The sequence below is a fragment of the Streptomyces sp. NBC_01669 genome (assembly GCF_026339735.1).
GTDB lineage: Bacteria > Actinomycetota > Actinomycetes > Streptomycetales > Streptomycetaceae > Streptomyces > Streptomyces yanii.
Genome location: NZ_JAPEQG010000001.1, coordinates 8,666,994 through 8,692,588 on the forward strand (window position 1 = coordinate 8,666,994; position 25,595 = coordinate 8,692,588).

The 25,595-nt window shown below is 69.8% G+C and carries 22 protein-coding genes and 1 pseudogene; 15 read left to right on the forward strand and 8 right to left on the reverse strand.

All coding sequences use genetic code 11. The features are described 5' to 3' along the window. Positions 1-80: 80 nt before the first annotated feature. Complete coding sequence (locus tag OG972_RS38780) at positions 81-2,492, reverse strand: penicillin acylase family protein (RefSeq protein ID WP_266989569.1); 2,412 nt, start codon at positions 2,490-2,492, stop codon at positions 81-83. A gap of 151 nt (positions 2,493-2,643) precedes the next feature. Here OG972_RS38780 and OG972_RS38785 point away from each other — a divergent pair, with 151 nt between their 5' ends. After that, positions 2,644-4,149: an acyl-CoA synthetase gene (locus OG972_RS38785; protein WP_266989571.1), complete on the forward strand. Its 1,506-nt coding sequence runs from the start codon at positions 2,644-2,646 to the stop codon at positions 4,147-4,149. 227 nt (positions 4,150-4,376) lie between these two features. Here OG972_RS38785 and paaK read toward each other — a convergent pair whose 3' ends face one another. After that, positions 4,377-5,666 carry a phenylacetate--CoA ligase PaaK gene (gene paaK / locus OG972_RS38790; RefSeq protein ID WP_266989573.1) on the reverse strand — a complete coding sequence of 430 codons (1,290 nt, stop codon included), beginning with the start codon at positions 5,664-5,666 and terminating at the stop codon, positions 4,377-4,379. Positions 5,667-5,935: 269 nt separating this feature from the next. Between paaK and OG972_RS38795 the strand changes: the two genes are divergently transcribed. Continuing rightward, entirely contained in the window at positions 5,936-7,504 is a 1,569-nt protein-coding gene (locus tag OG972_RS38795) for an alpha/beta fold hydrolase (RefSeq protein WP_266990999.1), read from the forward strand. Here OG972_RS38795 and OG972_RS38800 read toward each other — a convergent pair. Beyond that, the gene (locus OG972_RS38800; protein WP_266989575.1) at positions 7,491-9,119 is read right to left on the reverse strand and encodes an FAD-dependent monooxygenase; all 1,629 of its coding nucleotides are present in this window, start codon (positions 9,117-9,119) and stop codon (positions 7,491-7,493) included. The two genes, OG972_RS38795 and OG972_RS38800, sit on opposite strands and share 14 nt — an antisense overlap. 269 nt (positions 9,120-9,388) lie before the next feature. Between OG972_RS38800 and OG972_RS38805 the strand changes: the two genes are divergently transcribed. The 7 genes from OG972_RS38805 (at position 9,389) to OG972_RS38835 (ending at position 14,694) form a co-directional block, all read left to right on the forward strand. Further along, entirely contained in the window at positions 9,389-10,507 is a 1,119-nt protein-coding gene (locus tag OG972_RS38805; protein ID WP_266989577.1) for a SchA/CurD-like domain-containing protein, read from the forward strand. A gap of 76 nt (positions 10,508-10,583) precedes the next feature. Further along, positions 10,584-11,018, forward strand: a complete 435-nt coding sequence (locus tag OG972_RS38810) for a cupin domain-containing protein (RefSeq protein WP_266989579.1) — start codon at positions 10,584-10,586, stop codon at positions 11,016-11,018. Beyond that, positions 11,015-12,283, forward strand: coding sequence for a beta-ketoacyl synthase (locus OG972_RS38815; protein WP_266989581.1), 1,269 nt, complete (start codon positions 11,015-11,017; stop codon positions 12,281-12,283). Before OG972_RS38810 ends, OG972_RS38815 begins: the two co-directional genes overlap by 4 nt. Then, positions 12,280-13,530, forward strand: a complete 1,251-nt coding sequence (locus OG972_RS38820) for a beta-ketoacyl synthase N-terminal-like domain-containing protein (protein ID WP_266989583.1) — start codon at positions 12,280-12,282, stop codon at positions 13,528-13,530. Before OG972_RS38815 ends, OG972_RS38820 begins: the two co-directional genes overlap by 4 nt. A gap of 15 nt (positions 13,531-13,545) precedes the next feature. Continuing rightward, positions 13,546-13,803: an acyl carrier protein gene (locus OG972_RS38825; RefSeq protein ID WP_266989585.1), complete on the forward strand. Its 258-nt coding sequence runs from the start codon at positions 13,546-13,548 to the stop codon at positions 13,801-13,803. Between the two features lies 1 nt (position 13,804). Continuing rightward, a complete protein-coding gene (locus OG972_RS38830; RefSeq protein WP_266989587.1) occupies positions 13,805-14,284 on the forward strand; it encodes an SRPBCC family protein in 480 nt (159 codons plus the stop codon). Between the two features lie 77 nt (positions 14,285-14,361). Continuing rightward, complete coding sequence (locus OG972_RS38835) at positions 14,362-14,694, forward strand: TcmI family type II polyketide cyclase (RefSeq protein ID WP_266989589.1); 333 nt, start codon at positions 14,362-14,364, stop codon at positions 14,692-14,694. Between the two features lie 70 nt (positions 14,695-14,764). Here OG972_RS38835 and OG972_RS38840 read toward each other — a convergent pair whose 3' ends face one another. From OG972_RS38840 to OG972_RS38850, 3 genes are all read right to left on the reverse strand, one after another. Beyond that, complete coding sequence (locus tag OG972_RS38840; protein WP_266989591.1) at positions 14,765-15,823, reverse strand: methyltransferase; 1,059 nt, start codon at positions 15,821-15,823, stop codon at positions 14,765-14,767. 34 nt (positions 15,824-15,857) lie between these two features. After that, positions 15,858-16,931 (reverse strand): nitrous oxide reductase family maturation protein NosD, encoded by a 1,074-nt coding sequence (locus tag OG972_RS38845; RefSeq protein ID WP_266989593.1) that lies wholly within the window; start codon positions 16,929-16,931, stop codon positions 15,858-15,860. Between the two features lie 148 nt (positions 16,932-17,079). Then, on the reverse strand, positions 17,080-18,708 hold the full coding sequence (locus OG972_RS38850) for an acyl-CoA synthetase (protein WP_266989595.1): 1,629 nt from the start codon (positions 18,706-18,708) through the stop codon (positions 17,080-17,082). Between the two features lie 168 nt (positions 18,709-18,876). Here OG972_RS38850 and OG972_RS38855 point away from each other — a divergent pair, with 168 nt between their 5' ends. The 5 genes from OG972_RS38855 to OG972_RS38875 all read left to right on the forward strand — a co-directional run bounded on the left by OG972_RS38855 (position 18,877) and on the right by OG972_RS38875 (position 23,194). Next, positions 18,877-19,677 (forward strand): crotonase/enoyl-CoA hydratase family protein, encoded by an 801-nt coding sequence (locus tag OG972_RS38855; protein ID WP_266989597.1) that lies wholly within the window; start codon positions 18,877-18,879, stop codon positions 19,675-19,677. A 15-nt stretch (positions 19,678-19,692) separates the two neighbouring features. Next, complete coding sequence (locus tag OG972_RS38860) at positions 19,693-20,634, forward strand: Zn-ribbon domain-containing OB-fold protein (protein WP_266989599.1); 942 nt, start codon at positions 19,693-19,695, stop codon at positions 20,632-20,634. Further along, positions 20,635-21,687: a thiolase domain-containing protein gene (locus OG972_RS38865; protein ID WP_266989601.1), complete on the forward strand. Its 1,053-nt coding sequence runs from the start codon at positions 20,635-20,637 to the stop codon at positions 21,685-21,687. It begins immediately after the preceding gene. After that, positions 21,680-22,846 (forward strand): thiolase domain-containing protein, encoded by a 1,167-nt coding sequence (locus OG972_RS38870; RefSeq protein ID WP_266989603.1) that lies wholly within the window; start codon positions 21,680-21,682, stop codon positions 22,844-22,846. Before OG972_RS38865 ends, OG972_RS38870 begins: the two co-directional genes overlap by 8 nt. A 105-nt stretch (positions 22,847-22,951) precedes the next feature. Then, positions 22,952-23,194 (forward strand): DUF397 domain-containing protein, encoded by a 243-nt coding sequence (locus tag OG972_RS38875; protein WP_266989605.1) that lies wholly within the window; start codon positions 22,952-22,954, stop codon positions 23,192-23,194. 205 nt (positions 23,195-23,399) lie between these two features. Here OG972_RS38875 and OG972_RS38880 read toward each other — a convergent pair whose 3' ends face one another. Together OG972_RS38880 and tnpA are read right to left on the reverse strand one after the other, a co-directional pair. Beyond that, entirely contained in the window at positions 23,400-23,603 is a 204-nt protein-coding gene (locus tag OG972_RS38880) for a hypothetical protein (RefSeq protein WP_266989607.1), read from the reverse strand. A 159-nt stretch (positions 23,604-23,762) separates the two neighbouring features. Beyond that, positions 23,763-24,191 carry an IS200/IS605 family transposase gene (gene tnpA / locus OG972_RS38885; RefSeq protein WP_266989609.1) on the reverse strand — a complete coding sequence of 143 codons (429 nt, stop codon included), beginning with the start codon at positions 24,189-24,191 and terminating at the stop codon, positions 23,763-23,765. 49 nt (positions 24,192-24,240) lie between these two features. Between tnpA and OG972_RS38890 the strand changes: the two are divergent. Further along, positions 24,241-25,440: pseudogene (locus tag OG972_RS38890) on the forward strand (RNA-guided endonuclease InsQ/TnpB family protein). The last annotated feature ends 155 nt before the right edge of the window (positions 25,441-25,595 follow it).

Genomic DNA, 25,595 nt, shown 5'->3' on the forward strand with positions numbered 1-25,595 from the left:
TGACCGGCCCCTGACCGTCGGCAGCGATCGGCCCCTGGCCGCCCGGAAACGGTCAGGGGCCGATGTGCCCGCGGAGTGTGCTACCGGTGCTCGCGCACCCGCACCACCCGCAGCGCCGGCGAGCGCGCGATGTCCTTCTCGCAGAACCGGGATGTCACCCAGCGCTCACCCGAGAAGAGCTCGGTCTGGTCGCTGTAGTGCGGTGAGTTCGGGTTCGAGGACTGGGAGTACGTGAGCAGGGTGCGGGCCACCGGGCACGAGGAGCCGTCCCAGCCGACCGCCTGGATGTAGCTGGAGCCGGCCGAGACCTCGGTGTACCCGCCGGCCGTGGCGTCCCACACCGGTTCGGTCTTGTTCCAGACACCGAGGGATTCCGTACCACCGCCGACCGGGATGCGCTTCCCGTTCCGCACGACCGCCTGGTTCGCACCCAGCGGCGCGTCCGGAGCGATCCCGGCCGCCCGCAGTTCGGCCACCGCGTCGGCGAGCGCCGCGGTGACGCGCGGCGCCGCGGTGTTCAGCGTGTGCGGGGTACCGACCGGGTCGGTGGGGGAGAAGGGCACCTTCCACAGCTCGGCCGTCGGCACCGCTGTGGCCCTGCGCCAGAACCGGTCGAAGAGAAGTGCCCCCCGGCTGCCGGTGTCGAACTTCCGGTCCCAGCGTGCAAGCACGTCGCACGCCGCCGACACATCGACCGCCCTGCCGTCGCTGCCGGCCGCGGTTCCGCCGGGCAGCGCCGCACAGGCGCGCGCCAGGTCGGCCGCTGCCCGGTCACCGGCAGCGGCGCGGTTCGCGTACTGCTGTTCCTGCAGGTCGCCGACTGTCAGCCGGCCCTTCGCCGCCATCGCCGACACATCCTCGATCGCGCCGCGGGTCCGCATCGAGCGAGGCGTGCCGATGGTGCCGAAGACCCGTTCGTAGCCGGTCAGCGGTGCGTCGGCGTTGGTCAGCCAGGCGCTGTCGTTGGAGTTCTCGACGTACGGGGCATCCTTGACGGTCGGCATCCGGCCCGGCCCGAAGATGCCCGGCTGCACCGCGTCCGGGTCCGAACCGAGCGCGCAGTCGCTCCTCGATCCGTCCAGCACCGCGAGCCCTGACGACGGATACGTCGCTCTGCCGAGCGGGGTGGAGCACCGCTGCGCGAGATCGTCCGTGATCCGCGGCAGCACCTGCGACTGCGAGAAGAACGAATGGCCCGCGGAATCGGCGGCAACGGTGTTCACCCAGGGCAACCCCTGGGTACGCCGCAACGCGGCCTGGATGTCCGCGGTGCTGCGTGCCTTGCTGAACCCGAGACCCGTGTCCGCGGACCGCAGGTTCGTGGCGTTCGGGTCGTTCAACGCATACGCGGTCGTCGCCGTCCAGGGCAGCGGCAGCCCGGCACCGAGGGAGGTGAGGACCGGACCGTACCGGGTCCACCACTGGGTCCGGGTCACCGGGGCGCCGCCCTTCACCCCGACCGAGACCGTGCGCTTCGCCATGCGCTCCGGCTTGCCGTCCACCAGATACGCGGTCGGATCGGCCGGATCGAGGCTCAGCTGATGCAGATTGAGGGTGACACCCGTGGCGACGGTGTGGCTCCAGGCGATGTTCGCGTTGTGCCCGATCGACACGGTCGCCGAGCCGAGCAGCGAACCGCCCGCCACGTTCAGCTCCCCCGGGATGGTCTGCTGCGACTGCCAGAACCGCCGCCCGCCCTGCCACGGGTAGTGCGGATTGCCGAGCAGCAGTCCTCGCCCGTTCGCCGTCGTGCTGCCCCGGAACGCGACCGCGTTGGAGCCCATGTCGGCGTTCTGTGTGGACAGCAGCCGCTGCGCCGCCTTCGCCGCCTCGCCCGGTGGAACACCGGGCGACGCCGGTGCGCCCGTGGGCGGCTGCGCCGCCGTGATGCCGTCGATCCCGCGGCCCTGACCGCCCAGCACGGACAGCGCGAAGGCGCGGGTCGCGACATCCAGCATCGTCACCGGCCGCACCCAGACGGCTCCCCGGCAGGCCGGATCGCTGATCCGGTTCTGCTTCAGCCAGGCGTTGTAGCCCGCCGCCCAGCCGCGCTCCAGCTCCTTCACGTCAGAGCTCTGCCCCTCCGGGGCGGGCACTGTCAGCAGCTTCTCCACGGTGCCGCTGTCCTGGACCCCGCGGAAGTAGAGATCGCTGGAGAGATTGCTCGTCGCGGAGGACAGCGAACCGTCCGGAGCCGCGTCCGGACCGAAGTACCGCGACCGCTCGCCGCGCAGCGTCACAAAGCCGTCGGCGAGCGTGCACACCTGGTCGGCGGCCTGCGCCCATCCGTTGCCGAACCCGAGATCCGCGTAGTCCTTCGCCACGATGTGCGGAATGCCGTACTCGGTGTAGCGGATCACGGCGGACAGACCGCCGCCCGACGGATGCCGGGTGTGCGAGGCGTCGGCCACGGCCGGAGGCAGGGACGCCGACACGGTGAACAGTGCGAGACCGGACACCGCGAGAAGTCTCAGACGGTTACGGAGGGGCAAGGGTCCTCCCAACTGTGCGGGTGAGAAAGGCGGTTGCTCGGATGCCCCGAGACGCCAGGCGCAACTCAGCCAGCACGCGCGTACCGCTGTCAACAGCGGTACGCGTATCAGAACCCTTGACCGCCCGGTCCCGGCCGCCCAGGATCACGCCATGACAGGTGTACGCAGCTCCACAGTCGACGGCGTCGTGACCCGCAGCGCACGGCGCTCCCCCGAGCGCACCGCCGTGCGGTACGCCGACCGGTCCTGGACCTACCGGACGCTGGACACGGCAGTCAGCACCGCGGCGGCCGTCCTCCTCGCCGACCACGGCCTGCACCCCGGCGACCGGGTCGCCTCCTACGCCCACAACTCCGACGCGTACCTGATCGCGTATCTCGCCTGCGCCCGCGCCGGGCTGGTCCATGTGCCGGTCAACCAGAACCTCACCGGCGACGACCTGACCTACATCCTGGAGCAGTCGGGCAGCGCCCTCGTGCTCACCGACCCGGCACTCAGCGACCGCATCCCGGCCGGATTCGCCGTACGGCCGCTGCGCGACGCACCGGACTCCCTGCTCGGCGCGCTCGCCACCCCGCGCCCCTTCACCCCCGAGCGCGAACCCGCCGCCGGTGACCTCGTGCAGCTGCTGTACACCTCGGGTACCACCGCGCTGCCCAAGGGCGCGATGATGACGCACGGCGCCCTCGTCCACGAGTACGTCAGTGCGATCACCGCCCTCGACCTGCGCCCCACCGACCGGCCCGCCCACTCGCTGCCGCTCTACCACTCCGCGCAGATGCATGTGTTCCTGCTGCCGTACCTCGCGGTCGGGGCGGAGAACACCATCCTCGACGCGCCCGAAGCGGGCCGGATCTTCGACCTCGTCGAGGCCGGGCAGGCGGACAGCCTGTTCGCGCCGCCCACCGTCTGGATCGGGCTCGCCAACCACCCGGAGTTCGCGACCCGCGAGCTCGGCGGGCTGCGCAAGGCGTACTACGGCGCGTCGGTCATGCCGGTCCCGGTGCTGGAACGGCTCCGCGAGCGGTTGCCCGCGCTGGCCTTCTACAACTGTTTCGGACAGAGCGAGATCGGCCCGCTCGCCACCGTTCTCGGGCCCGAGGAGCACGAGGGCCGGATGGACTCCTGCGGCCGGCCGGTGCTCTTTGTCGAAGCACGGGTTGTCGACGAGCACGGCAAGGAGGTCCCCGACGGCACGGCGGGCGAAGTCGTCTACCGGTCACCGCAGCTGTGCGAGGGCTACTGGAACAAGCCCGAGGAGACCGCCGAGGCGTTCCGCGACGGCTGGTTCCACTCCGGCGACCTCGCCGTCCGTGACCCGGAGGGCTTCTTCACGGTCGTCGACCGGGTGAAGGACGTCATCAACTCGGGCGGTGTCCTGGTCGCCTCCCGCCAGGTCGAGGATGCCCTCTACGCCCACCCGGCCGTCGCCGAGACCGCCGTCGTGGGGCTGCCCGACGAACGCTGGATCGAGGCCGTCACCGCCGTCGTCGTGCTGCGCGAGGACGCCACCGAGCAGCAGCTTCTCGACCATGTACGGGAACGGCTCGCGCACTTCAAGGCCCCGAAGAAGATCCTCTTCGTGGACGAGCTTCCCCGCAACGCGAGCGGAAAGATCCTCAAGCGCGAGCTCAGGGATCGGTTCGCGCAGCCGTGACCCCCTGAGGGCCCTTCCGGAAGAAGGGCCCTCAGCGACGATCGCGCCGCAGCTGATGTCGAGACGGACCCCGTCATCGCGGCGGCCGGAGCGGACGTCAGGAATCACGCGGTGCTCGCGACGGCGGCGAGGACGGTGACCGGACCGGCGGGACGCCGGACGACTCGACGTGACGGCCCGGCTCCCCGGGAACACACGGCAGAAGTGGGCACCGCCGTCCCATTGCCTCAGTGTTCGCCGCGGTCGTCCACGATCCGCTTGAACTTGCCGACCGACCGCTCCAGCGTCTCGGGATCGACGATCTCGACCCCGACCGAAACCCCGATGCTGTTCTTGACCGCCGCCGCGATCGCCCGCGCAGCATGTGCCCGCTGGTCCCGTGTCGACTCCGCCCGCGCCTCCGCCCGTACCGTCAGCGCGTCGAGACGGCCCTCGCGGGTCAGCCGCAGCTGGAAGTGCGGTGCCACGCCTGGCGTACGCAGCACGATCTCCTCGATCTGGGTCGGGAAGAGGTTCACCCCGCGCAGGATCACCAGATCGTCGCTCCGCCCGGTGACCTTCTCCATCCGCCGGAAGACCCGGGCCGTGCCGGGCAGCAACCGGGTCAGATCCCGGGTCCGGTACCGGATCACCGGCATGGCTTCCTTGGTCAGCGACGTGAAGACCAGCTCACCCTCCTCGCCCTCCGGCAGTACCTCACCGGTGAACGGGTCGACGACCTCCGGATAGAAGTGGTCCTCCCAGATGTGCAGCCCGTCCTTCGTCTCCACGCACTCCTGGGCGACCCCTGGGCCGATCACCTCCGACAGCCCGTAGATGTCGACCGCGTCGATCGCGAACCGCTCCTCGATCTCCCGGCGCATCTCCTGTGTCCACGGCTCGGCGCCGAATATGCCCACCTTCAGCGAGGTGGTACGCGGATCGACGCCCTGGCGCTCGAACTCGTCGAGCAGCGTCAGCATGTACGAGGGCGTGATCATGATGATGTCGGGCCGGAAGTCCTGGATCAGCTGCACCTGGCGCGACGTCATGCCACCGGATGCCGGAATGACCGTGCAGCCGAGCCGTTCCGCCCCGTAGTGCGCGCCGAGACCACCGGTGAACAGGCCGTACCCGTACGCCACATGGACCTTCTGTCCCGGGCGGCCGCCTGCGGCCCGGATCGATCGGGCGACCACGTCCGCCCAGGTGTCCAGGTCCCGCTGCGTGTAGCCGACCACGGTGGGGCGGCCCGTCGTCCCGCTGGACGCATGGATGCGCCGCACCTGGTCCTCCGGCACGGCGAACATGCCGAACGGGTAGTTGTCCCGCAGATCCGCCTTCGTCGTGAACGGGAACCGGGCCAGGTCGGCGAGCGAACGGCAGTCGTCCGGGCGCAGCCCCGCCTTGTCGAACGCCGCTCGGTAGAAGCCGACATGGTCGTACGCGTGCTGCAGTGTGGCGCGCAACCGCTCCAGCTGCAGCGCCTGCAGCTCCGGGCGGGCGAGCCGCTCCGCCGCATCCAGCAGAGCTGTCATCCGGATGTTCCTCTCCCCGAGTGGACGACCGATCATTCGGTCGATCGTTATGGGAGCAGTAATTCAGGATGTCCCGCAGCATGGCAAGAGGGGGCGACGCATTCGTGCCCAGCCCCTCCGGTCCGCCGGTTACGCGTGGACCGGTGACCCCGCCCCGTGGCGGACCGCGGCACCGGCCGGGTTCCCCACCCGGGAGCCGTCCCACATCCTGGACACGCTCATACCGAACACAGCTGCATCACGGCAGGGGTCCTGTTTGGATGGCGTACATGCCGACCTTCCACGCATACGACGGGACCGAGATCGCCTACCACCTGCTGGGGGAGGGCGAGCCGCTGATCTGTGTGCCCGGCGGGCCGATGCGGGCCAGCGCCTATCTCGGCGACCTGGGCGGACTCGCCGCCCACCGCCAACTGGTGCTGCTCGATCTGCGAGGCACCGGGGACTCCGCCTTTCCGGACGCCCCATCGACCTACCGCTGCGACCGGCTCGTCGACGACGTGGAGGCACTGCGCGCCCACTTGGGGCACGAACGCATCGATCTCCTCGCCCATTCCGCGTCCGCCAACCTGGCCGCGCTCTACGCCGCTCGGCACCCGAAGCGGCTGCGCACGCTCACCCTCGTCACCCCCGGCACCCGCGCCGCTGGTATCACCGTCACCGACGAGGACTGGCGCGATGCCTCCGAACTGCGCCGTGACGAACCATGGTTCGCGGAGGGCCGAGACGCGCTGGAGTCCATGTGGGCGGGGCAGCGTTCCCTGGGTGACGCGTGGCCCGCGATCGAGCCGTTCACGTACGGACGGTGGGACGCCGCCGCGCGGGCGCACGCTGCCGCAGCACCCGGGCAGGCCAACTCCGACGCAGCGAAGGCCTATTACCAGGACGGTGCGTTCGACCCGGCCGACACCGTCGCCGCCCTGCGAGGCGTCACGGCGCCCGTGCTCGTCCTCGCGGGGGAGTACGACGGAGGACCCACCCCGGACCGCGCCGCCGAACTGGCCGCGCTGTTCCCGAACGCGGAGTTCGCCGTGCAGCGCGGCGCCGGGCACTACCCGTGGATCGACGACCCGGGCGCCTTCGTCCGCACCGTCAGCGCCTTCCTCGACCCCGAGGTGCGCAGCGTCCAGGCAGGAGGCATTCGCCTTGCCTACCGGGTGTGGGGCGAGCCGTCCGCTCCGCCCGTCGTCCTTGTCCACGGGCGCTGCGGGTCCAGCCGCACCTGGACGGAGATCGCGGAACAACTCGCCGCCGACCACCGGGTGTACGCGCTCGACTTCCGCGGCCACGGCCTCAGCGACTGGACCGGCCGCTACTCCTTCGAGCTGTTCCGCGACGACCTGCACGCCTTCCTGGAGGCCCGCAATCTTTCCGGCGCCACCGTCGTCGGACACTCGATGGGCGGCGTCGCCGCGTTCCTGCTCGCCGAACGGGACCCAGCGCTGATCGGCAGGCTCGTCCTCGAGGAGGCCCCGCCGCTCATCCCGCTCGATCCGCCGCGCCCGCCCGCCCAACGCCCCGACACGGAACTCGACTTCGACTGGCCGGTCGTCCCGTCGATCGATGCCCAGCTGAACGACCCGGACCCGGCGGCCCGCGAGCGCCTCGGCGAGATAGCCGCCCCGACCCTCATCATCGGCGGGGGTCCCGACAGCCACCTCGCACAGGACCAACTTGCCCGGATGGCCCGGCAGATCCCCGACTGCCGCCTGGTCACCATCGACGCCGGACATCTCGTCCACACCGCCCGGCCGGCAGAGTTCCTTGCGGCGCTGCGGTCGTTCGGCATGGACCGAGACATCGATGAACCGTTGGCCGACGGCGTCAGCCTCGGCTGAGCAGGGAGGCCAGCACGTCGTACAACGTCGTCTCCGGGTCGGTGACGGAACCTTCCGACCGCCAGGCCACGAAGGCGTCGGGGCGCACCAGCACCGCACCCTCGGCGCTCGTACCGTGCGCCTGTGCCCAGTCCGCCCCGTTCTCCGGCTCCAGGTCGGAGCCGGCGCCGATGCCGAACGCGTCGAGCCGCACCGAAAGCCGGTCGGCCACGCGCGCGGCCGCACGGCGCCACGCGACATCCGCGCCGTCGCTCAGCAACACGAACGACCGCTCGTACAGGTCCAGTGTCGACTTGCGCTCACCTGCCTGACGGACCCACAGATGTGGTGCCCGGGAGCCGGGGTCGCCGTTCAACCGCAGCCCTTGCGGCACCACCGGCTGTTCGGCGTCGACACCCACCACGGCGCCACGGACATAGCGGTAGCCCAGCGCCACCGGCAGCAGGCCGCCCTTCTTCCCGCCGCCCACGCCGGGAGCCGGGGCAAATCCGGGGTGGCTGTGCTCCGCGGAACGGGACGAGGCCCGCTCGCTCGTTGCCCGCGCCACGGGCAGCCGTTCCGCCTCGTAGGTGTCCAGCAGCCTCGGACCGGCCTCGCCGCGCAGCACGGCGGCGAGCTTCCAAGCGAGGTTGTGCGCGTCCTGGATACCGGTGTTGGAGCCGAACGCCCCGGTCGGCGACATCTCATGGGCGGAGTCCCCGGCGAGGAAGACTCTGTCCCGGCCGTACCGTTCGGCGACCCGCTCCGCGGCGTGCCACGGGGCCTTCCCGGTGATCTCCACGTCGATGTCCGGTGCACCGGTCGCCCGGCGGATGTGCTCCGCGCACCGCTCGTCGGTGAAGTCCTCCAGCGTCTCGCCCCGTTCGGGCTGCCACGGCGCGTGGAACACCCACTCCTTCTCGTTGTCCACCGGCAACAGAGCACCGTCCGCCGCGGGGTTGGTCAGGTAGCACACGATGAAACGCCGGTCGCCCACCACGTCGGCGAGCTTCCGCGAGCGGAAGGTGATGCTCACGTTGTGGAACAGGTCGCCGGGTCCCGACTGACCGATCCGCAGCTGCTCCCGGATGGGGCTGCGCGGGCCGTCGGCCGCGATCAGGTAGTCCGCACGGACGCTGATGTGCTCACCGGTCTCCCGGTTCTTCAGCGCGGCGTCCACCCCTGAGCCATCCGGGTCGAACGTCATCATCTCGGTGGAGAACCGGATGTCGCCGCCCTGCTCACGGGCCTGCGCCAGCAGCACCGGCTCCAGATCGTTCTGGCTGCACAGGCACCAGCCGCTCGGGCTGAACCGCGCCAGCCCGCCGCCCGGGTCGATCTCCTTGAACAGCCACTCCTGGTCGTCGCCGGTCAGCGAACCCGCCTGCAGGATCCCGTGATTTTCCGCGAGTACCGAAGCGGCCTTCCGAATCCGCTGTTCGGCTCCCGCCGTGCGGAACACCTCCATTGTCCGTACGTTGTTGCCGCGACCACGCGGGTGCGTGGAAGTAGCCGGGTGCTTCTCGACCAGCAGATGCTCGATGCCGAGCCGGCCGAGGAAAAGTGATGCGGACAGACCCACCAGGGAGCCGCCCACGATGAGGACGGGTACACGGAGGTCGACGTTCTCGTTCATCAGTTGCTCCAGCTCCGACGCCGTACAGATGCATTGTTCATGCCCTTGCGGGAGCCGTTCGGACGGCTCCCCGGCGGCTGCTCACCTGAACGGTTCATAAATCTCGCGTCGACCGGACCAGCGTTTCACGATCGGTCACGGAGACGCACCCCGCGGTGAGGGGGGCGGACGGCACGCATCCGCCGGGAGATTCCCCGCTCCGATTCCATTGGACAACCGACGGCCTGCCATCCACGTGGACGCCACGCCGTCTCGAAGGAGAACGACACATGACCACCCTTTCGGAACGGATCTCGCAGTCCGCCTTCGACGGCTCCAGGCTGCGGGTCGTTCTGCTGCTGGATCTGCACGACGGAGCCCAGAACCAATTCCTCGAGGCGTACGAGCACCTGCGCAATCAGGTGGCATCCGTACCCGGGCACATCAGCGACCAGCTGTGCCAGTCGATCGAGAACCCCTCGCAGTGGCTCATCACCAGCGAATGGGAGAGCGCACCGCCCTTCCTCGCCTGGGTCAACAGCGAGGAGCACGTCCAGACGGTCCAGCCCCTGCACAGCTGCGTACGCGACACCCGGTCGCTGCGCTTCTCCGTGCTGCGGGAGACCGGAAGCGCCTTCGAGAGCACCCCCGAGGCCGTCAAGGGCAACCTGCAGTCCGCCCCCCGGCTGGGCGACGGCGTGGTCCGCCACGCCCTCACCTTCACCGTGAAGCCCGGCAGTGAGGACGTCGTCGCGAAGATCCTCGCCGACTACGACTCCCCGAAGGCGCGGGTCGACGAGCACACCCAGTTGCGCCGTACCTCGCTCTTCATGCACGGAAACCGGGTCGTCCGGGCCGTCGAGGTCGAGGGGGACCTCCTTGCGGCGCTGCGCCACGTGTCCCGTCAGCCCGAGGTCAGGGCCGTCGAGGAGGCCATCAACCCGTACCTGGAGCAGGACCGGGACCTCAGCGATGAGAACTCCGCCCGGGTGTTCTTCACCCGGGCGGCTCTGCCCACGGTCCACCACGTCACCGCCGGCCGGCACAACGCCGCCGACATCCGCCGGCACGCGCTGTTCTACCAGGCCAAGGAGGGGTGCGGCATGGCGCTCGCCCGGCTGCTCGCCGGCAACGACGAGGAGGCGGCCGAGGACCGCAACAGCCCGATCGACAGCAGCACCATCTTCCAGCGCGACGACATCGTCGTGCGGCTCCTCGAAATGGTCGGCCCGCTGGACGCGCAGCCCGCTCAGGCGCTGGGCATCGACGACCCCGCCAAGGTGGCCAGGCTCGGACGACTCCTCGACGGCGGCGTCAACGCCGCGCCGACCAACGGCCAGGAGATCTCGCGCTTCCTCAAGAAGTCCGCGATGACCCTGATCACCGATCGGCGGTCCGCGGATTCCTGAACCGCGCGTCAGCACCCTGGGGGGTTCTCGCTCAACCCGTCAACACCACGCGCACTGCGCCAGGAGGAAAGCAGTCATGACCACGCACCGGCCACGCATCGTGGACCTCAGTGAGACCCAACCCAACCGCAGGCGCGGAGGCGACCTTCGCGCCATGCTCACGCCGACCGCGGTGGGTGCCACCAGCGGCTTCATGGGGCTGGCCATCGTGCAGCCCGGCGACCGCATCGGCGAGCACTACCACCCGTACTCGGAGGAGTTCGTGTACGTCGTGAACGGTCTCCTGGAGGTGGACCTGGACGGGGAACCGCATGCCATGCGGCCCGACCAGGGCCTGCTGATCCCTCCGCATGTACGTCACCGGTTCCGTAACGTGGGCGACGTGGAAGCGCGCATGGTCTTCCACCTCGGCCCGCTCGCCCCGCGTCCGGAACTCGGTCACGTCGACACCGAGAACACCGAGACCGCCGACCGGGCCGCGCCGCCAGAACGAACCGAGGCGGCTTCATGACCCGGCGCGTGGCGGTCACCGGCGTCGGTGTCGTCGCCCCGGGCGGAATCGGCGCGCCGGCCTTCTGGGACCTCCTCGCCAACGGACGCACCGCGACGCGCGGCATCACCCTGTTCGACCCGGTGGGATTCCGCTCCCGGATCGCCGCCGAGTGCGACTTCGACCCCGCGGCCCACGGCCTGGACGAGGACGAGATCGCCCGCTCGGACCGGTACGTCCAGTTCGCGCTCGTCGCCGCCAGGGAAGCCCTCGGCGACGCGGGGCTCGACCCGGAGAAGGTGGACCCCTGGCGCATCGGGGTGTCGCTCGGCACCGCCGTAGGCGGCACCACCCGACTGGAGCACGACTACGTCGCCGTCAGTGGCAGCGGCGCCCGCTGGGACGTCGACCACGGCCCGGCCGGCCGCCATCTGGAGCGGGCCTTCTCACCCAGTTCCCTCGCCTCGGCAGTCGCCGAGCAGGTCGGTGCGCACGGCCCGGTGCAGACCGTCTCGACGGGCTGCACCTCCGGCCTCGACGCGATCGGGTACGCGTTCCACTCCATCGAGGAGGGGCGGGTCGACGTCTGTATCGCCGGGGCGTCCGACTCGCCGATCACCCCGATCACGGTGGCCTGCTTCGACGCGATCAAGGCGACCTCCGCGAACAACGACGACCCGGAGCACGCCTCCCGGCCGTTCGACGCCCGCCGGGACGGCTTCGTCATGGGCGAGGGCGGAGCCGTACTCGTCCTGGAGGAGTTGGAACATGCCCGCGCCCGCGGTGCCACCGTGTACTGCGAGATCGCCGGCTATGCCACCTTCGGCAACGCCTATCACATGACCGGGCTGACCCCCGAGGGACTGGAGATGGCCGAGGCCATCAACCGGGCCCTCGGTCACGCCCGGATAGACGGCTCGCAGATCGACTACGTCAACGCGCACGGATCCGGCACCAAGCAGAACGACCGTCACGAGACGGCAGCAGTGAAGAGGGCCCTGGGCGCGCACGCCTACGAGGTGCCCATGAGCTCCATCAAGTCCATGGTCGGTCACTCACTCGGCGCCATCGGCGCCATCGAGATCGCCGCCTGCGTGCTGTCCCTGGTCAACCAGACAGTGCCGCCGACGGCGAACTACGAAACCCCGGACCCGGAGTGCGACCTCGACTACGTGCCGCGTGACGCACGGCCCCGGAAGCTGCGCAGCGTCCTGTCGGTCGGCAGCGGATTCGGTGGATTCCAGTCTGCTGTGGCCCTGACCAGAACAGGTGGGAGGACACCATGAGCACCCGAAAGGCCCGGCGCACTGTTGTCACCGGCATCGGTGTCGTCGCCCCCAACGGCACGACCACCGAGTCGTTCTGGAAGAGGACGCACGAAGGGACGAGCGTCCTCGACCGCGTCACCCGCGAGGGGTGCGAGCACCTGCCGCTGCGGGTCGCAGGCGAGATCAGGGGCTTCGACCCGGTGGACCTGATCGAGGAACGCTATCTCGTGCAGACCGACCGGTTCACGCATTTCGCGATGGCCGCAGCGGATCTCGCCCTCGACGACGCCCGGATCGGCCGGGCCGACTACGAGGGCGACCCGTTCGCCGTGGGAGTGGTGACCGCTGCCGGCTCCGGCGGCGGCGAGTTCGGCCAGCGCGAGCTGCAGCGGCTGTGGGGACAGGGGTCCAATTACGTCGGCCCCTACCAGTCCATCGCCTGGTTCTACGCGGCAAGCACCGGCCAGATCTCCATCCGGGGCGGATTCAAGGGGCCGTGCGCCGTCGTGGCCAGCGACGAAGCGGGCGGTCTGGACGCATTGGCGCATGCCGCACGGTCCATCCGCGGCGGCACCGACGCAGTGGTCGTCGGCGCCGCCGAGGCACCTCTGGCCCCGTACTCGGTCGTCTGCCAGCTCGGGTACGAGGACCTCAGCGTCTGCGACGACCCCGCCCGGGCCTACCGCCCCTTCACCGCGGACGCGTGCGGCTTCGTACCCGCCGAGGGCGGTGCCATGCTCGTGGTCGAGGAGGAGGCCGCGGCGAACCGCCGCGGGGCCCGGGTCAGGGCCGAACTGGCGGGCCACTCCGCGACATTCACCGGGGCATCCCGGTGGGAGGAGTCCCGGGAGGGGCTCGCCCGGGCGATCAGCGGTGCCCTGCGGGAGGCTGGCTGTGCGCCGGAGGAGATCGACGTGGTCTTCGCCGACGCCCTCGGCGTACCCTCCGCCGACCGCGCCGAAGCACTGGCCATCGCCGACGCGCTCGGCGGGCACGGCAAGCGGGTACCCGTGACGGCGCCCAAGACCGGTATCGGCCGCGCCTACTGCGGGGCGCCGGTGCTGGACGCGGCAGCCGCCGTACTGGCCATGGAGAACGGCCTGATACCTCCGACCCCGAACGTCGTCGACGTGTGTCACGAAATCGATGTCGTCACCGGCCGGGCACGCCCCGCCGAACTGCGGACGGCGCTCGTGCTGAGCCGCGGCCTCATGGGTTCGAACGCGGCCATCGTGCTGCGGCGCCCCACCGCTACCCACGCGTGAGAAGGAGAAGCCCTCATGAACGATCCACTGACCTACCAGGAGCTGGCTGCGCTGATGAAGAAGGGCGCGGGAGTCAGCGTCGACCCGCAGGAGATGGAGAGCCGGCCCGCGTCCGGCTTCGACGAGTACGGCCTGGACTCCCTCGGCCTCCTCGGCATCGTGGGCGTGCTGGAGAACCGGCACGGCAGGCCGCTCCCGGCTGACGCCGACCGGTGCAAGACGCCCCGTGAATTCCTCGACCTCGTCAACCACACCCTTATGACAGGAGCCTGAAGTGTCCGGACACACCGAGAACGAGATCACCATCGCAGCCCCTCTCGACCTGGTCTGGGACGTGACGAACGATCTGGAGAACTGGCCGCGGCTCTTCAGCGAGTACGCGGCCGTCGAGGTCATCGAACGGGACGGCGACAGGACGAAGTTCCGTCTGACCATGCACCCCGACGAGAACGGCAAGGTGTGGAGCTGGGTCTCCGAGCGCACCGTCGACCGCGCCGGCCGCAAGGTCGTCGCGCGCCGTGTCGAGCCGGGCCCGTTCCAGCACATGAACATCCGCTGGGAGTACTCGGAGGTACCCGGCGGCACGAAGCTCCACTGGGCGCAGGACTTCGCGATGCGGCCCGACGCACCCGTGGACGACGCGTGGATGACCGACAACATCAACCGGAACTCGCGTGTCCAGATGGAACTCATCCGGGACAAGATCGAGCAGCGCGACCGCGAGCGCCGTACGGCCCCGGTCACCGCCCGCTGACCCCCTGCCCGCCCATGGCCGGCCACCCCGCCGCCCCGGCGGGGTGGCCGGCCGGGTATCAGAAAGGCATCCTGCCCATGCATCACGCTCTGATCGTCGCCCGGATGGCGCCGGAGTCGGCGCCGGACATCGCCGAACTGTTCGCCGCCTCCGACGGCGGCGAACTGCCGCACCTCGTCGGAGTCAACCGGCGCAAGCTGTTCCAGTTCGGCGACGTCTATCTGCACCTGATCGAATCCGACCGCCCGCCGGGTCCGGAGATCGCCAAGGTGCACCAGCACCCGGAGTTCCAGGACCTCAGCGAGAGGCTCACCGCCTTCATCAGTCCGTACGACCCCCAGACCTGGCGTGGTCCGAAGGACGCGATGGCCCATGAGTTCTACCGGTGGGAGCGCGACTCCAGCGCCTGAGGCACACCAACGATCGCCCCGGGTCCGGCTTCAGAGCCGGACCCGGGGCGATTCCGTGAGGCGAAACGGTTCAGCTGGGCACGATGCACTCGAACGCGTGCAGATATCCGTTGACCGGGCTGATGTCGTCGACGATCAGCCCCGCTTCCTCCATCCGCCCGATCAGGCTCTCCTTGGTGTGCTTCGCACCGCCGACGTTGAGGAGCAGCAACAGGTCCATGGCGGTGGTGAACCGCATCGACGGGGTGTCGTCGACCAGGTTCTCGATGATCACGACCCGGGCACCCGGGCGGGCCGAGGCCATGACATTGCGCAGGGTCCTGCGCGTGCTCTCGTCGTCCCATTCCAGGATGTTCTTGATGATGTAGAGATCCGCCTCGACCGGGATCGCCTCGCGGCAGTCCCCGGCGACGATGCTGGTCCGTCCGGCGAGCGCTCCGCCGTCCCGCAGCCGGGCATCGGCGCGCGCGACCACGCCGGGCAGATCCATCAGCGTGCCGCGGACCTTCGGGTGCTTCTCCAACAGGCTGGCGAGCACGTGCCCCTGACCGCCGCCGATGTCGGCGACCTCGGACACCCCGGCGAGGTCGAGGAGTTCGGCGACATCCAGCGCGGACTGCATGCTGGAGGTGGTCATGGCCCGGTTGAAGATCTGCGCCGACTCGTGCGCGTCCTCGTGGAGGTAGTCGAAGAACCCCTTCCCGTACACGTCGGGGAAGACGCTCGTGCCGGAGCGCACCGCGTCGTCCAGCCGCGGCCAGACCTCCCAGGTCCAGGGCTCGGTGCACCACAGGGAGATGTACCGCAGGCTGTTCGGGTCGTCCTCGCGCAGCAGCCGGGACATGTCGGTGTGGACGAAACTTCCGTCGGCGGTCTCGGCGAAGATTCCGTAGCAGGACAAGGCGCGCAGCAGCCGACGCAGCGGCGCCGGCTCCGCGTTCACCTCCGCCGCGAGCTCGGCTGCGGTGGCCGGCGTCTCACCGAGCGCGTCGGCGACGCCCAGCCGGGCCGCCGCGCGCACGGCCGCGGCGCAGGCCGCGCCGAAGACGATCTCGCGCAGCCGCATTCCCGGCTGCGGGGTGTGCAGGGGAGTGGTGGGGATGGGGGTGGTGGTGCTCACGGTGGTCATACCGTCTCGCTTCTTCTCGTGCGGGGGGTCGCGGTCAGCACATGCCAGTCGGTGCGGACGTCGCGCATGTGTTGCCGACGAAGGTGTTGTTCCGTCCGGCTTCCTGGTTGGCCAGGTCCGCGGGCCGGTTTCCCAGCACCACATTGCGGCTGATGGTGTTGCCGGTGTTGTGGGCGCCCACGAAGCTCTTGAACAGCACGAGGCCGCCGGAGAGCGGGGTGGCGCCGACGTTGTTCCGGATCGTGTTGTCGCGCACCTTGGTGTCCACGGTGCCGGTGAGGACGATGCCGGAGCCCTGAATGGCGGGAAGCCGGGGGGTCGCCGCACAGAACTTGTTGTTGTCGGTGATCCGGTTGTTGTGGATGGTCATCACCCCGGCCTGCGGCTTGCCCTCGTCGCCGACGACGAACATGCCGCTGCAATTGCCGGTGGCGGTGTTGTCCCGGACGGTGAGGTTGCGGACCCGGCGGGCGGTGATGCCGATCCGGTTGTTCGTCAGCGTGTTGCCGCGGAGCTGCGTCCCGTGGGTGTCGGTGGCTCCACCCTCCTCGGCCACGGTGTTCGCGACGAAGATGCCGGCGTCGCCGTTGCCATGGGCGGTGTTGCTCCGGAGCTCGGAGCGGGTCGACCTCTCCTGGGCGATGCCCCAGACGCCGTTGGTGTCGGAGGTCACCTGCCGGACCTTCAGACCGTCGGTCCATGACGCCCAGATGCCGTTCTTCTTGAATCCGGAGACGGTGAGGGAGCGGATGCTCACACCGTCGACGGTGTGACCGGACGTGCCCAGTACGCAGACGCCGCTGCCGGCTTTCGCACAGGCGTTGCCGGTCTTGGTCCCGGTCGAGGCCGGCTTGATGACGGTCTTGGCCCCGGTGCCGCGCAGGGTCAGCCCCTGCTTCTTGATCAGGACGCTCTCGTGGTAGGTGCCGGGCTCGACGACGATGGTGTCACCCGTCCGGGCGGCGTCCACGGCGGCCTGGATCGACTGGCCCGGATGGACCGTGCGCACAGCCGGGGTGGCGGCGGAGACGGACGGTTCGGCGCAGGCCACCGCGGTGGCCGAGACGACTGCCATGCACACGAGGTTGGTGATGTGGCTTTTCCTCATGAGCCGAAGCTATGGGCGATCGCCGCCCACTGCCACGCAGGGTGAGCGGACGAGCGTATCCCGTGCCCGAATGGCTTACGACCGGACGGCCGCGTCGCACGTCCGGGGGGTGCTCGCGGTGTGGCGCATTCGGGTGGCTCGGCGCGTCTCAGCTCTGAGCCCCGCTGCCGGGCGCCACGACGGAGCGGGCCCACCGGTAGTCGGCCTTGCCGCTCGGTGAGCGCTGGATCTGCGGGGCGATCACCAGCTGCCGTGGGATCTTGTATCCGGCGAGACGGGTCCGGCAGTGCGCCTGGACGTCGTCGAGCGAGGGCTCGGCCGCCCCTTCCCGCAACTGCACGACCGCCGCCACGTGGTTGCCCCACCGGGCGTCGGGCACACCCGCCACCAGTGCGTCGTACACGTCCGGATGGGACTTGAGCGCCTGTTCGACCTCCTCCGGGTACACCTTCTCGCCCCCGGTGTTGATGCACTGGGAGCCGCGTCCGAGGACGGTGACGATCCCGTCCACGTCGACGGTCGCCATGTCGCCGAGCAGCACCCACCGCTCCTCGCCCTTGCGGAAGAACGTCTCCGCGGTCTTCTTCGGGTCGTTGTAGTAGCCGAGCGGCACGTGTCCCCGTTGGGCGATCCGCCCTGCCTCGCCGGGCGCCACCGGTTCGTACGTCGACGGATCGACCACCGCGGTGCGGGAGTTGACCTGGAGGCGGAAGCCGTTCTCCGGACCGGAGTCGGCCGTCGCCGTGCCGTTGAAGCCGGACTCGGACGAGCCGAAGTTGTTCAGCAGCATCACGGTGGGCACCAGCGACTGGAACTCTGCGCGCACGGAGTCCGACATGATCGCGCCGGAGCTGGAGACGGAGAACATGGACGAACAGTCGGTGCCCTTCAGCGGTCCCTTCAGTGCGTCGATCAGCGGCCGCAGCATCGCGTCGCCGACCAGCGACACGCTGGTGACCTTCTCCTTCTCGATCGTCCGGAGCACCTCCTCGGGGACGAACTTGCGGTGGATGACGACCCGCTGCCCGAAGTTGAACCCGATGAACGCGGTGAGCGTCGAGGTGCCGTGCATCAGCGGGGGAGTGGGGAAGAACGTGATGCCGTCTCCGCCCGCGGCCACCCGCTCGGCCAGCTCCTGCGGCGTCTTCACCGGTTCACCGGTCGGGGCGCCGCCGCCGAGGCCGGAGAAGAAGAGGTCCTCCTGGCGCCACATCACACCCTTGGGCATACCCGTGGTCCCACCGGTATAGATGATGAACTGGTCGTCGGCCGAGCGCGGGGCGAAGCCGCGCCCGGGATTCCCGGCCGCCTCGGCGTCGGCGAACGCCACGGCATCCGAACCGGGGGCGCCCGCCACCGGCGTGCCCACCCGTACGAGGTGACGGAGCTTGCGGGCCTTCGGCGCGGCGGCCGCGACCCGCTCGTCGAACTCGGCGTCGAAGACCAGCCCCGCCAGATCCGCATCGCGGTAGAGGTAGATCAATTCCTCTTCCACGTAACGGTAATTGACATTGACCGGCACCAGGCGCGCCTTGAGGCAGGCCAGTACGGTCTGGAGGTACTCGATGCCGTTGTAGAGGTGGAGGCCGAGGTGCTCTCCCGGCGTGAGGCCCGCGTCGATCAGGTGGTGGGCGATCCGGTTGGCGGCGGTGTCCAGCTCCGCGTAGGTGAGCCGGCGTTCCGCACCCGTACCGGGGTGGTCGAGGTAGACGAGCGCCTCGCGATCCGGGACCGCGTCGACGACCGACTCGAACAGGTCGGCAAGGTTGTACTCCACCGTTCCTCCTGACCCCGGGGCGCTGAGTGGCTCGGCGGTCATTAGAACGCCGACCGGTGCAACTGGGAAGAGGTGCCGTGGAAGAAAACTGACTGACTGTCAGGAAACTATTGAACTGAACCCCGACCTACTGCAACCTGTTCTAGATCTGGAGACGGGAGGCAGGCAATGGGTGGTACGGAACACCTCACCGTGCAGCGCGAAGGCGCCACACTGGTGCTCACCCTGAACAGGCCGGAGGCGAAGAACGCGCTCTCGCTGCCGATGCTGGTCGGGCTGTACGACGGCTGGCTGTCCGCCGACGAGGACGACGGCATCCGCTCCGTCGTCCTCACCGGCGCGGGCGGTACGTTCTGCGCCGGCATGGACCTCAAGGCCCTGGCGGGCAAGGGGATGGAGGGCGAGCAGTACCGGGACCGGATGACGGCCGACCCCGATCTGCACTGGAAGGCGATGCTGCGCCACCACCGCCCCCGCAAACCGGTCATCGCCGCAGTCGAGGGTCACTGCGTGGCCGGCGGCACCGAGATCCTGCAGGGCACGGACATCCGCATCGCCGGCGCGAGCGCCACCTTCGGACTCTTCGAGGTCAAGCGCGGACTCTTCCCCATCGGCGGCTCGACGGTCCGGCTGCCCCGCCAGATCCCCCGCACCCACGCCCTCGAAATGCTTCTCACCGGACGCCCGTACAGCGCCGATGAAGCCGCCCGTATCGGGCTCATCGGCCGAGTCGTCCCCGACGGCACCGCACTGGAGCAGGCCCTCGACGTCGCCGAGCGGATCAATGCCTGCGGCCCGCTCGCCGTCGAGGCCGTCAAAGCCTCCGTGTACGAGACCGCCGAGATGACCGAGACCGAGGGCCTCGCCGCCGAACTGAAGCGCGGCCGGCCGGTCTTCGCCACCGCCGACGCCAAGGAAGGCGCCCGCGCCTTCGCCGAGAAGCGCCCGCCCGTGTACCGGCGCGCCTGAGCCAAGGAGACAACCGTGCCCGACGTCCTCAGCGCACCGCTGGTGGTCGAGTTCCCCTTCACCCGCTCCCTCGGCCCCGTCCAGAGCGCCTTCCTCACCGGGCTGCGCGAGAGGACCGTCCTCGGCGTGCGGACCGCCGATGGAAGAGTCCTCGTCCCGCCCGTCGAGTACGACCCCGTCACCGCCGAGGAACTCCGCGAACTGACCGAGGTCGCCGCCACCGGCACCGTCACCACCTGGGCCTGGAACCCCGCCCCACGCCGCGACCAGCCCCTCGCCACCCCGTTCGCCTGGGTACTGGTCAAGCTGGACGGGGCCGGTACCGCACTGCTCCACGTCCTCGACGCGCCGGGACCTGGAGCAGTGCACACCGGCATGCGCGTCCGCATCCGCTGGTCCCCGGAGCGTACCGGCGCCATCACGGACATTGCCTGCTTCGAACCGTACGAGGGCGAGGTCGGTCAACCATCCCCGCACAACGGTGAGTTCGCGGATCCTGTCACCGGCGTCGTCACCCCGGCCCGCCTCGACTACACCTACACCCCCGGCCGCGCCCAGAGCGCGTACCTCAAAGCCCTCTCCGAGCAACGCACCGTCGGCGAGCGCTGCCCGTCCTGCCGCAAGGTGTATGTCCCGCCCCGCGGCGCCTGCCCCACCTGCGGCGTCGCCACCGCCGAACAGGTCGAGGTCGGCCCGCGCGGCACCGTCACCACCTACTGCATCGTCAACATCAAGGCGAAGAACCTCGACATCGAAGTGCCGTACGTCTACGCCCACATCGCGCTCGACGGCGCCGACCTCGCCCTGCACGGACGGATCGGCGGCATCCCGTACGACCAGGTGCGTATGGGACTGCGGGTCGAACCCGTCTGGACCGGCGAGGGCCGCCACCCCGACCACTACCGGCCCACCGGAGAGCCGGACGCCGACTACGACGTGTACAAGGAGCTGCTGTAGATGCGAGACGTAGCGATCGTCGCTTTCGCGCAGACGGATCATCTGCGGCGCACCGACGAACTCTCCGAAGTCGACCTGCTGATGCCGGTCCTCCACCAGGTCCTCGGCGCCACCAGTCTGAAGGCGAGCGACATCGGGTTCACCTGCTCGGGATCCAGCGACTACCTCGCCGGCCGAGCCTTCTCCTTCACCATGGCGCTCGACGGCGTCGGCGCCCACCCGCCGATCTCCGAGTCCCATGTGGAGATGGACGGTGCCTGGGCGCTGTACGAGGCATGGGTGAAACTCCAGACCGGCGAGGCCGACACCGCTCTCGTCTACGCGTACGGGAAGTCCTCTCCCGGCGAAGTGCGCGACGTCCTCACCCGTCAGCTCGACCCGTATTACGTCGGCCCACTCTGGCCCGACTCCGTCGCCCTCGCCGCACTCCAGGCCCAGGCGCTGATCGACGCGGGCCACACAGACGAGGCCGCCCTCGCCGCGATCGCCGACCGCAGCCGCGCCGCAGCCGCGGACAACCCGCACGCACAGCTTTCGGGTTCGGTCCCGGCCGGTGACTACCTCGTACAGCCGCTCCGCACCGGCGACTGCCCGCCGGTCGGCGACGGCGCCGCCGCCGTGATCCTCGCCGCCGGTGACACGGCACGCGCCCTGTGCACCCGCCCCGCCTGGATCCGGGGCATCGACCACCGCATCGAGGCCCACAGTCTCGGGGTGCGCGACTTGACCGACTCGCCGTCGACCCGCCTCGCCGCCGAACGCGCGGGGGCCTTCGAAGGACCGGTGGACACCGTGGAGCTGCATGCCCCGTTCACGTCGCAGGAGGTCGTGCTGCGCAGGGCGCTCGGACTCGACGCCGGCGTCAGCGTCAACCCGTCCGGAGGGGCGCTCGCGGCCAACCCCGTCATGGCTGCCGGGCTGATTCGGCTCGGCGAGGCCGCGGCCCGCATCCAGCGCGGCGAGTCGGACCGGGCGCTCGCTCATGCCACCTCCGGGCCCTGCCTGCAACAGAATCTGGTCGCCGTCCTCGAAGGGGAGGCAGCTCATGCCTAAGGAGCCCGTGGCCGTCGTCGGCATCGGCCAGACCAAGCATGTCGCCGCCCGCCGGGACGTCTCCATTGCCGGTCTGGTCCGCGAGGCCGCCGTCCGAGCCCTGCAGGACGCCGCACTGACCTGGGCGGACATCGACGCCGTCGTGATCGGCAAGGCGCCGGACTTCTTCGAGGGCCTGATGATGCCGGAGCTCTATCTGGCCGACGCCCTCGGTGCGGTCGGCAAACCGATGCTGCGGGTGCACACCGCGGGCTCGGTCGGCGGCTCCACCGCACTCGTCGCGGCGAATCTGGTCTCCGCACGCGTGCATCGCACCGTCCTCACCCTGGCCTTCGAGAAGCAGTCCGAGTCCAACGCCATGTGGGGCCTGTCGCTGCCCATCCCGTTCCAGCAGCCGTTGCTCGCGGGGGCGGGCGGCTTCTTCGCCCCGCACGTGCGCGCGTACATGCGTCGCACGGGAGCGCCCGACACCGTCGGCTCGCTCGTCGCGTACAAGGACCGGCGCAACGCGCTGAAGAACCCGTACGCGCACATCCACGACCCGGACATCACTCTGGAGAAGGTCCAGGCGGCACCGATGCTCTGGGATCCGATCCGCTACTCCGAGACCTGCCCGTCCTCGGACGGCGCGTGCGCGATGATTCTCACCGACCGGGCCGGCGCGGACCGTGCACCGCATCCGCCCGCCTGGGTGCACGGCGGGGCGATGCGCAGCGAACCGACCCTCTTCGCGGGCAAGGACTTCGTGTCACCGCAAGCAGGCAAGGACTGCGCCGCCGATGTGTACCGTCAGGCCGGGATCGCCGACCCGCGCAGGGAGATCGACGCCGTCGAGATGTACGTCCCGTTCTCCTGGTACGAGCCGATGTGGCTGGAGAACCTCGGCTTCGCCGACGAGGGGGAGGGCTGGAAGCTCACCGAGTCCGGCGTCACCGAACTCGACGGCGATCTGCCGGTGAACCCCTCGGGCGGAGTGCTCTCCACCAACCCCATCGGTGCCTCCGGCATGATCCGCTTCGCCGAGGCCGCCCTTCAGGTACGCGGGCAGGCGGGCGAACACCAGGTGCCGGACGCCCGCAAGGCGCTCGGCCACGCCTACGGCGGCGGGGCGCAGTTCTTCTCCATGTGGCTGGTCGGAGCGGAACCGCCCACCGGCTGACCCGGCTGCCGTCCCGGGCCGGCCGAACCACCCTTGGCCGCGGCCTGTCCGGGACCGCCGACGGTGGCTAGGCTTTGGCCGGGACGACGAGCGGGAGGAGCCGACGTGGCGGAGAGCACCACCACCCAGCAGCCCTTTGCCGGCTGGGACAAGCCGGACCTCGATCTCAGCAACGCGAACTGGCAGCCGGGCACTCAGGGGGCCGGGGATGTCCAGATCGCCTTCGTCGAGGGATTCATCGCGATGCGCAACGCCGGCAGACCCGGCAGCCCTTCGCTGATCTTCACGCCGGCCGAATGGCGGGCTTTCGTGGTGAACGCCCGCGACGGCGAGTTCGACCTCACCTGACGTCCGGCCTCACGCGAGGGCCGCCCTGCTCAGGGCCACAAAAGTTCGCGCACCCAACCCTTTTCCATTGCACGGTAGTTGCGCCGGGTGTGGTTGCGCTGCGGGAAGGTGGGCGCGGCGAGAGCGCGGTCGGCAAGATCGCGCCCCTTGACGCTGCCCGCGTCCGAGGCGAATTCCCAGCCCCGGGCGGAGACGTTCTTGAGGATCAGGGCGCGCGCGGTCGGGTTTCCGCCGCGCCCGCCGTCGCGAGAGTCATGGCGTGCGGTTCACGGACACCTGCGTCGAGTGCGTGGAGCAGCCACTCGGTGTAGAGCTCGGTCGGAGTCTTCGGGGCGGTCCGTGGATCGAATACGGGCAGGTCGCCCCCGAAGACCTCGATGTCGCGCAGCAGCTGACGCACCTCGGTCATGGCGAGGCCCTCCCCAAGATCAATGGCCGACGCCGAAGCTGCCATCCCTCTTCTTCGGAGGGAATCCCCGCCTTCGGGCGGGGAGGGAATCCGATCCTGAACCCTGCGGCGCGGAGCGCCGCAGTTTCGTTCCGGAATGCCTCGCCCGCGGAGCTGCGCTCAGTCGGGCCGCTTCTGGTTCTCGATGTAGTCCTTGACCACGTGGAGGGGTGTGCCGCCGCATGACCCCGCGAAGTAGGAGCCGGACCAGAAGCGGCCGTGCATGATGGCCTGGTTGGCGTGGCCGGTGAACTCCTGCCTCAGCCGGCGCGAGGACACGCCCTTCAAACTGTTGACCAAGTTCGACAGGGCGACCCTCGGCGGGTAATGCACGAGCAGGTGCACGTGGTCTTCTCCGCCGTTGAACTCGATCAGGTCTGCCTCGAAGTCCTCGCAGACTTTTCGCATGATCTCTTCGCAGCGTGTCAGCATCTCGTCGTTGAAGACGGTCCGCCGGTACCTGGTGACGAACACCAAATGCGCGTGGAGGTGGTGGACGACGTGACGGCCGCGCCGTACATCGGGGTTTGGTTCCCAACGTGGTGACATGAACCAATGCTACGGTTAAGGTCGATTCGAGCCGGAGGGGGTGGGCTGAATGATCCGTGCGTACAAGTTCCTCCTGCGACCCACCGCCCGGCAGGACCAGGCCCTTCGCGAGATGCTGCGCGATCACTGCTCGCTCTACAACGGCGCGTTGCAAGAACGCCGTGACGCCTACCGGCACAGCTCGAAGACGACGGTCCGGTACGGGCAGCAGTCCGCCCAGCTCAAGGACATCCGGGCCTTCGACCCGGAACGTCAGGGCCGTTGGTCGTTCTCGTCGCAGCAGGCCACCTTGCGCCGGCTGGACAAAGCGATGCAGGCGTTCTTCCGTCGGGTCAAGGCCGGCCGGACGCCGGGGTATCCGCGCTTCCGTGGGGTCAACTGGTTCGACACGGTGGAGTTCCCCAGGGACGGAGACGGCTGCCGTTGGGATGCCACCGCGCACGACCCGGTCACGCGTGTGCGTCTGCAGGGTGTCGGGCACGTCAAGGTGCACCAGCACCGGCCGGTGGCCGGCCAGGTCAAGACGATCAGCGTCAAGCGCGAAGGGCGGCGCTGGTACGTCATCCTCACCGCCGACCAGGAACAGCCCGAGCCGCTGCCGGCGACCGGCAGCATGATCGGCATCGACCTGGGCATAGCGAACTTCCTCGCCGACTCGGGCGGCGAGTTCGTGCCCAACCCGCGTCACGGGCGAAAGGCCGCAGCGAAGCTCGAAGCAGCTCAGCAGGCACTGAGCAGGTGCAAGCGCGGAAGCAAGCGCCGCCGCAAGGCCGTGGAGACGGTGGCACGTCTGCACCGCAAGGTGCGGTGCCAGCGCCTCGACCACGCCCACAAGACCGCCCTCGGCCTCGTGCGGGAACACGACCTCATCGCGCACGAAGACCTCAAGATCCGCAACATGAGCAAGGCCCCCGAACCGAAGCCCGACCCCGACAAGCCGGGCAGCTTCCTGCCCAACGGGGCCGCCGCGAAGGCCGGGCTGAACCGCTCGATCGCCGATGCCGGATGGGGGGTGTTCCTCGCGATCCTGAACGCAAAGGCTGAGAGTGCCGGGCGGGAAGTGATGGCCGTGGACCCCCGCAACACCTCCCGGTGATGCCCCCAGTGTGGGCATACCACCAAGGAGAACCGGCCCACACAGGAGACGTTCCACTGCGTCGCCTGCGGCCACAACGCGCACGCGGACACCGTCGGGGCTCTCAACGTCCTACGGGCCGGGCTGGTCCGTCGCGAAGCCCAACCGGCATAGCGAGAAGCCACCCCGTTCACGGGGTGGAGGAGTCACGAGCTCGTGTCCGAATCCGGCTCGCACTCGGCCTCGCCCTCACCATCCGTCACGACGGACGACGCGGCGTCGCCGACGACCTCGACACCACCGCGGGGCTGACCGCCTGGGTGCGCGAG

Bases quoted from the DNA above. Each gene is read 5' to 3' on its own strand.
- OG972_RS38785 (WP_266989571.1), top strand. From the start codon at position 2,644: ATGACAGGTGTACGCAGCTCCACAGTCGACGGCGTCGTGACCCGCAGC.
- paaK (WP_266989573.1), bottom strand. From the start codon at position 5,666: ATGACAGCTCTGCTGGATGCGGCGGAGCGGCTCGCCCGCCCGGAGCTG.
- OG972_RS38795 (WP_266990999.1), top strand. From the start codon at position 5,936: ATGCCGACCTTCCACGCATACGACGGGACCGAGATCGCCTACCACCTG.
- OG972_RS38800 (WP_266989575.1), bottom strand. From the start codon at position 9,119: ATGAACGAGAACGTCGACCTCCGTGTACCCGTCCTCATCGTGGGCGGC.
- OG972_RS38805 (WP_266989577.1), top strand. From the start codon at position 9,389: ATGACCACCCTTTCGGAACGGATCTCGCAGTCCGCCTTCGACGGCTCC.
- OG972_RS38810 (WP_266989579.1), top strand. From the start codon at position 10,584: ATGACCACGCACCGGCCACGCATCGTGGACCTCAGTGAGACCCAACCC.
- OG972_RS38815 (WP_266989581.1), top strand. From the start codon at position 11,015: ATGACCCGGCGCGTGGCGGTCACCGGCGTCGGTGTCGTCGCCCCGGGC.
- OG972_RS38820 (WP_266989583.1), top strand. From the start codon at position 12,280: ATGAGCACCCGAAAGGCCCGGCGCACTGTTGTCACCGGCATCGGTGTC.
- OG972_RS38825 (WP_266989585.1), top strand. From the start codon at position 13,546: ATGAACGATCCACTGACCTACCAGGAGCTGGCTGCGCTGATGAAGAAG.
- OG972_RS38835 (WP_266989589.1), top strand. From the start codon at position 14,362: ATGCATCACGCTCTGATCGTCGCCCGGATGGCGCCGGAGTCGGCGCCG.
- OG972_RS38840 (WP_266989591.1), bottom strand. From the start codon at position 15,823: ATGACCACCGTGAGCACCACCACCCCCATCCCCACCACTCCCCTGCAC.
- OG972_RS38845 (WP_266989593.1), bottom strand. From the start codon at position 16,931: ATGAGGAAAAGCCACATCACCAACCTCGTGTGCATGGCAGTCGTCTCG.
- OG972_RS38855 (WP_266989597.1), top strand. From the start codon at position 18,877: ATGGGTGGTACGGAACACCTCACCGTGCAGCGCGAAGGCGCCACACTG.
- OG972_RS38865 (WP_266989601.1), top strand. From the start codon at position 20,635: ATGCGAGACGTAGCGATCGTCGCTTTCGCGCAGACGGATCATCTGCGG.
- OG972_RS38870 (WP_266989603.1), top strand. From the start codon at position 21,680: ATGCCTAAGGAGCCCGTGGCCGTCGTCGGCATCGGCCAGACCAAGCAT.
- OG972_RS38880 (WP_266989607.1), bottom strand. From the start codon at position 23,603: ATGACCGAGGTGCGTCAGCTGCTGCGCGACATCGAGGTCTTCGGGGGC.
- tnpA (WP_266989609.1), bottom strand. From the start codon at position 24,191: ATGTCACCACGTTGGGAACCAAACCCCGATGTACGGCGCGGCCGTCAC.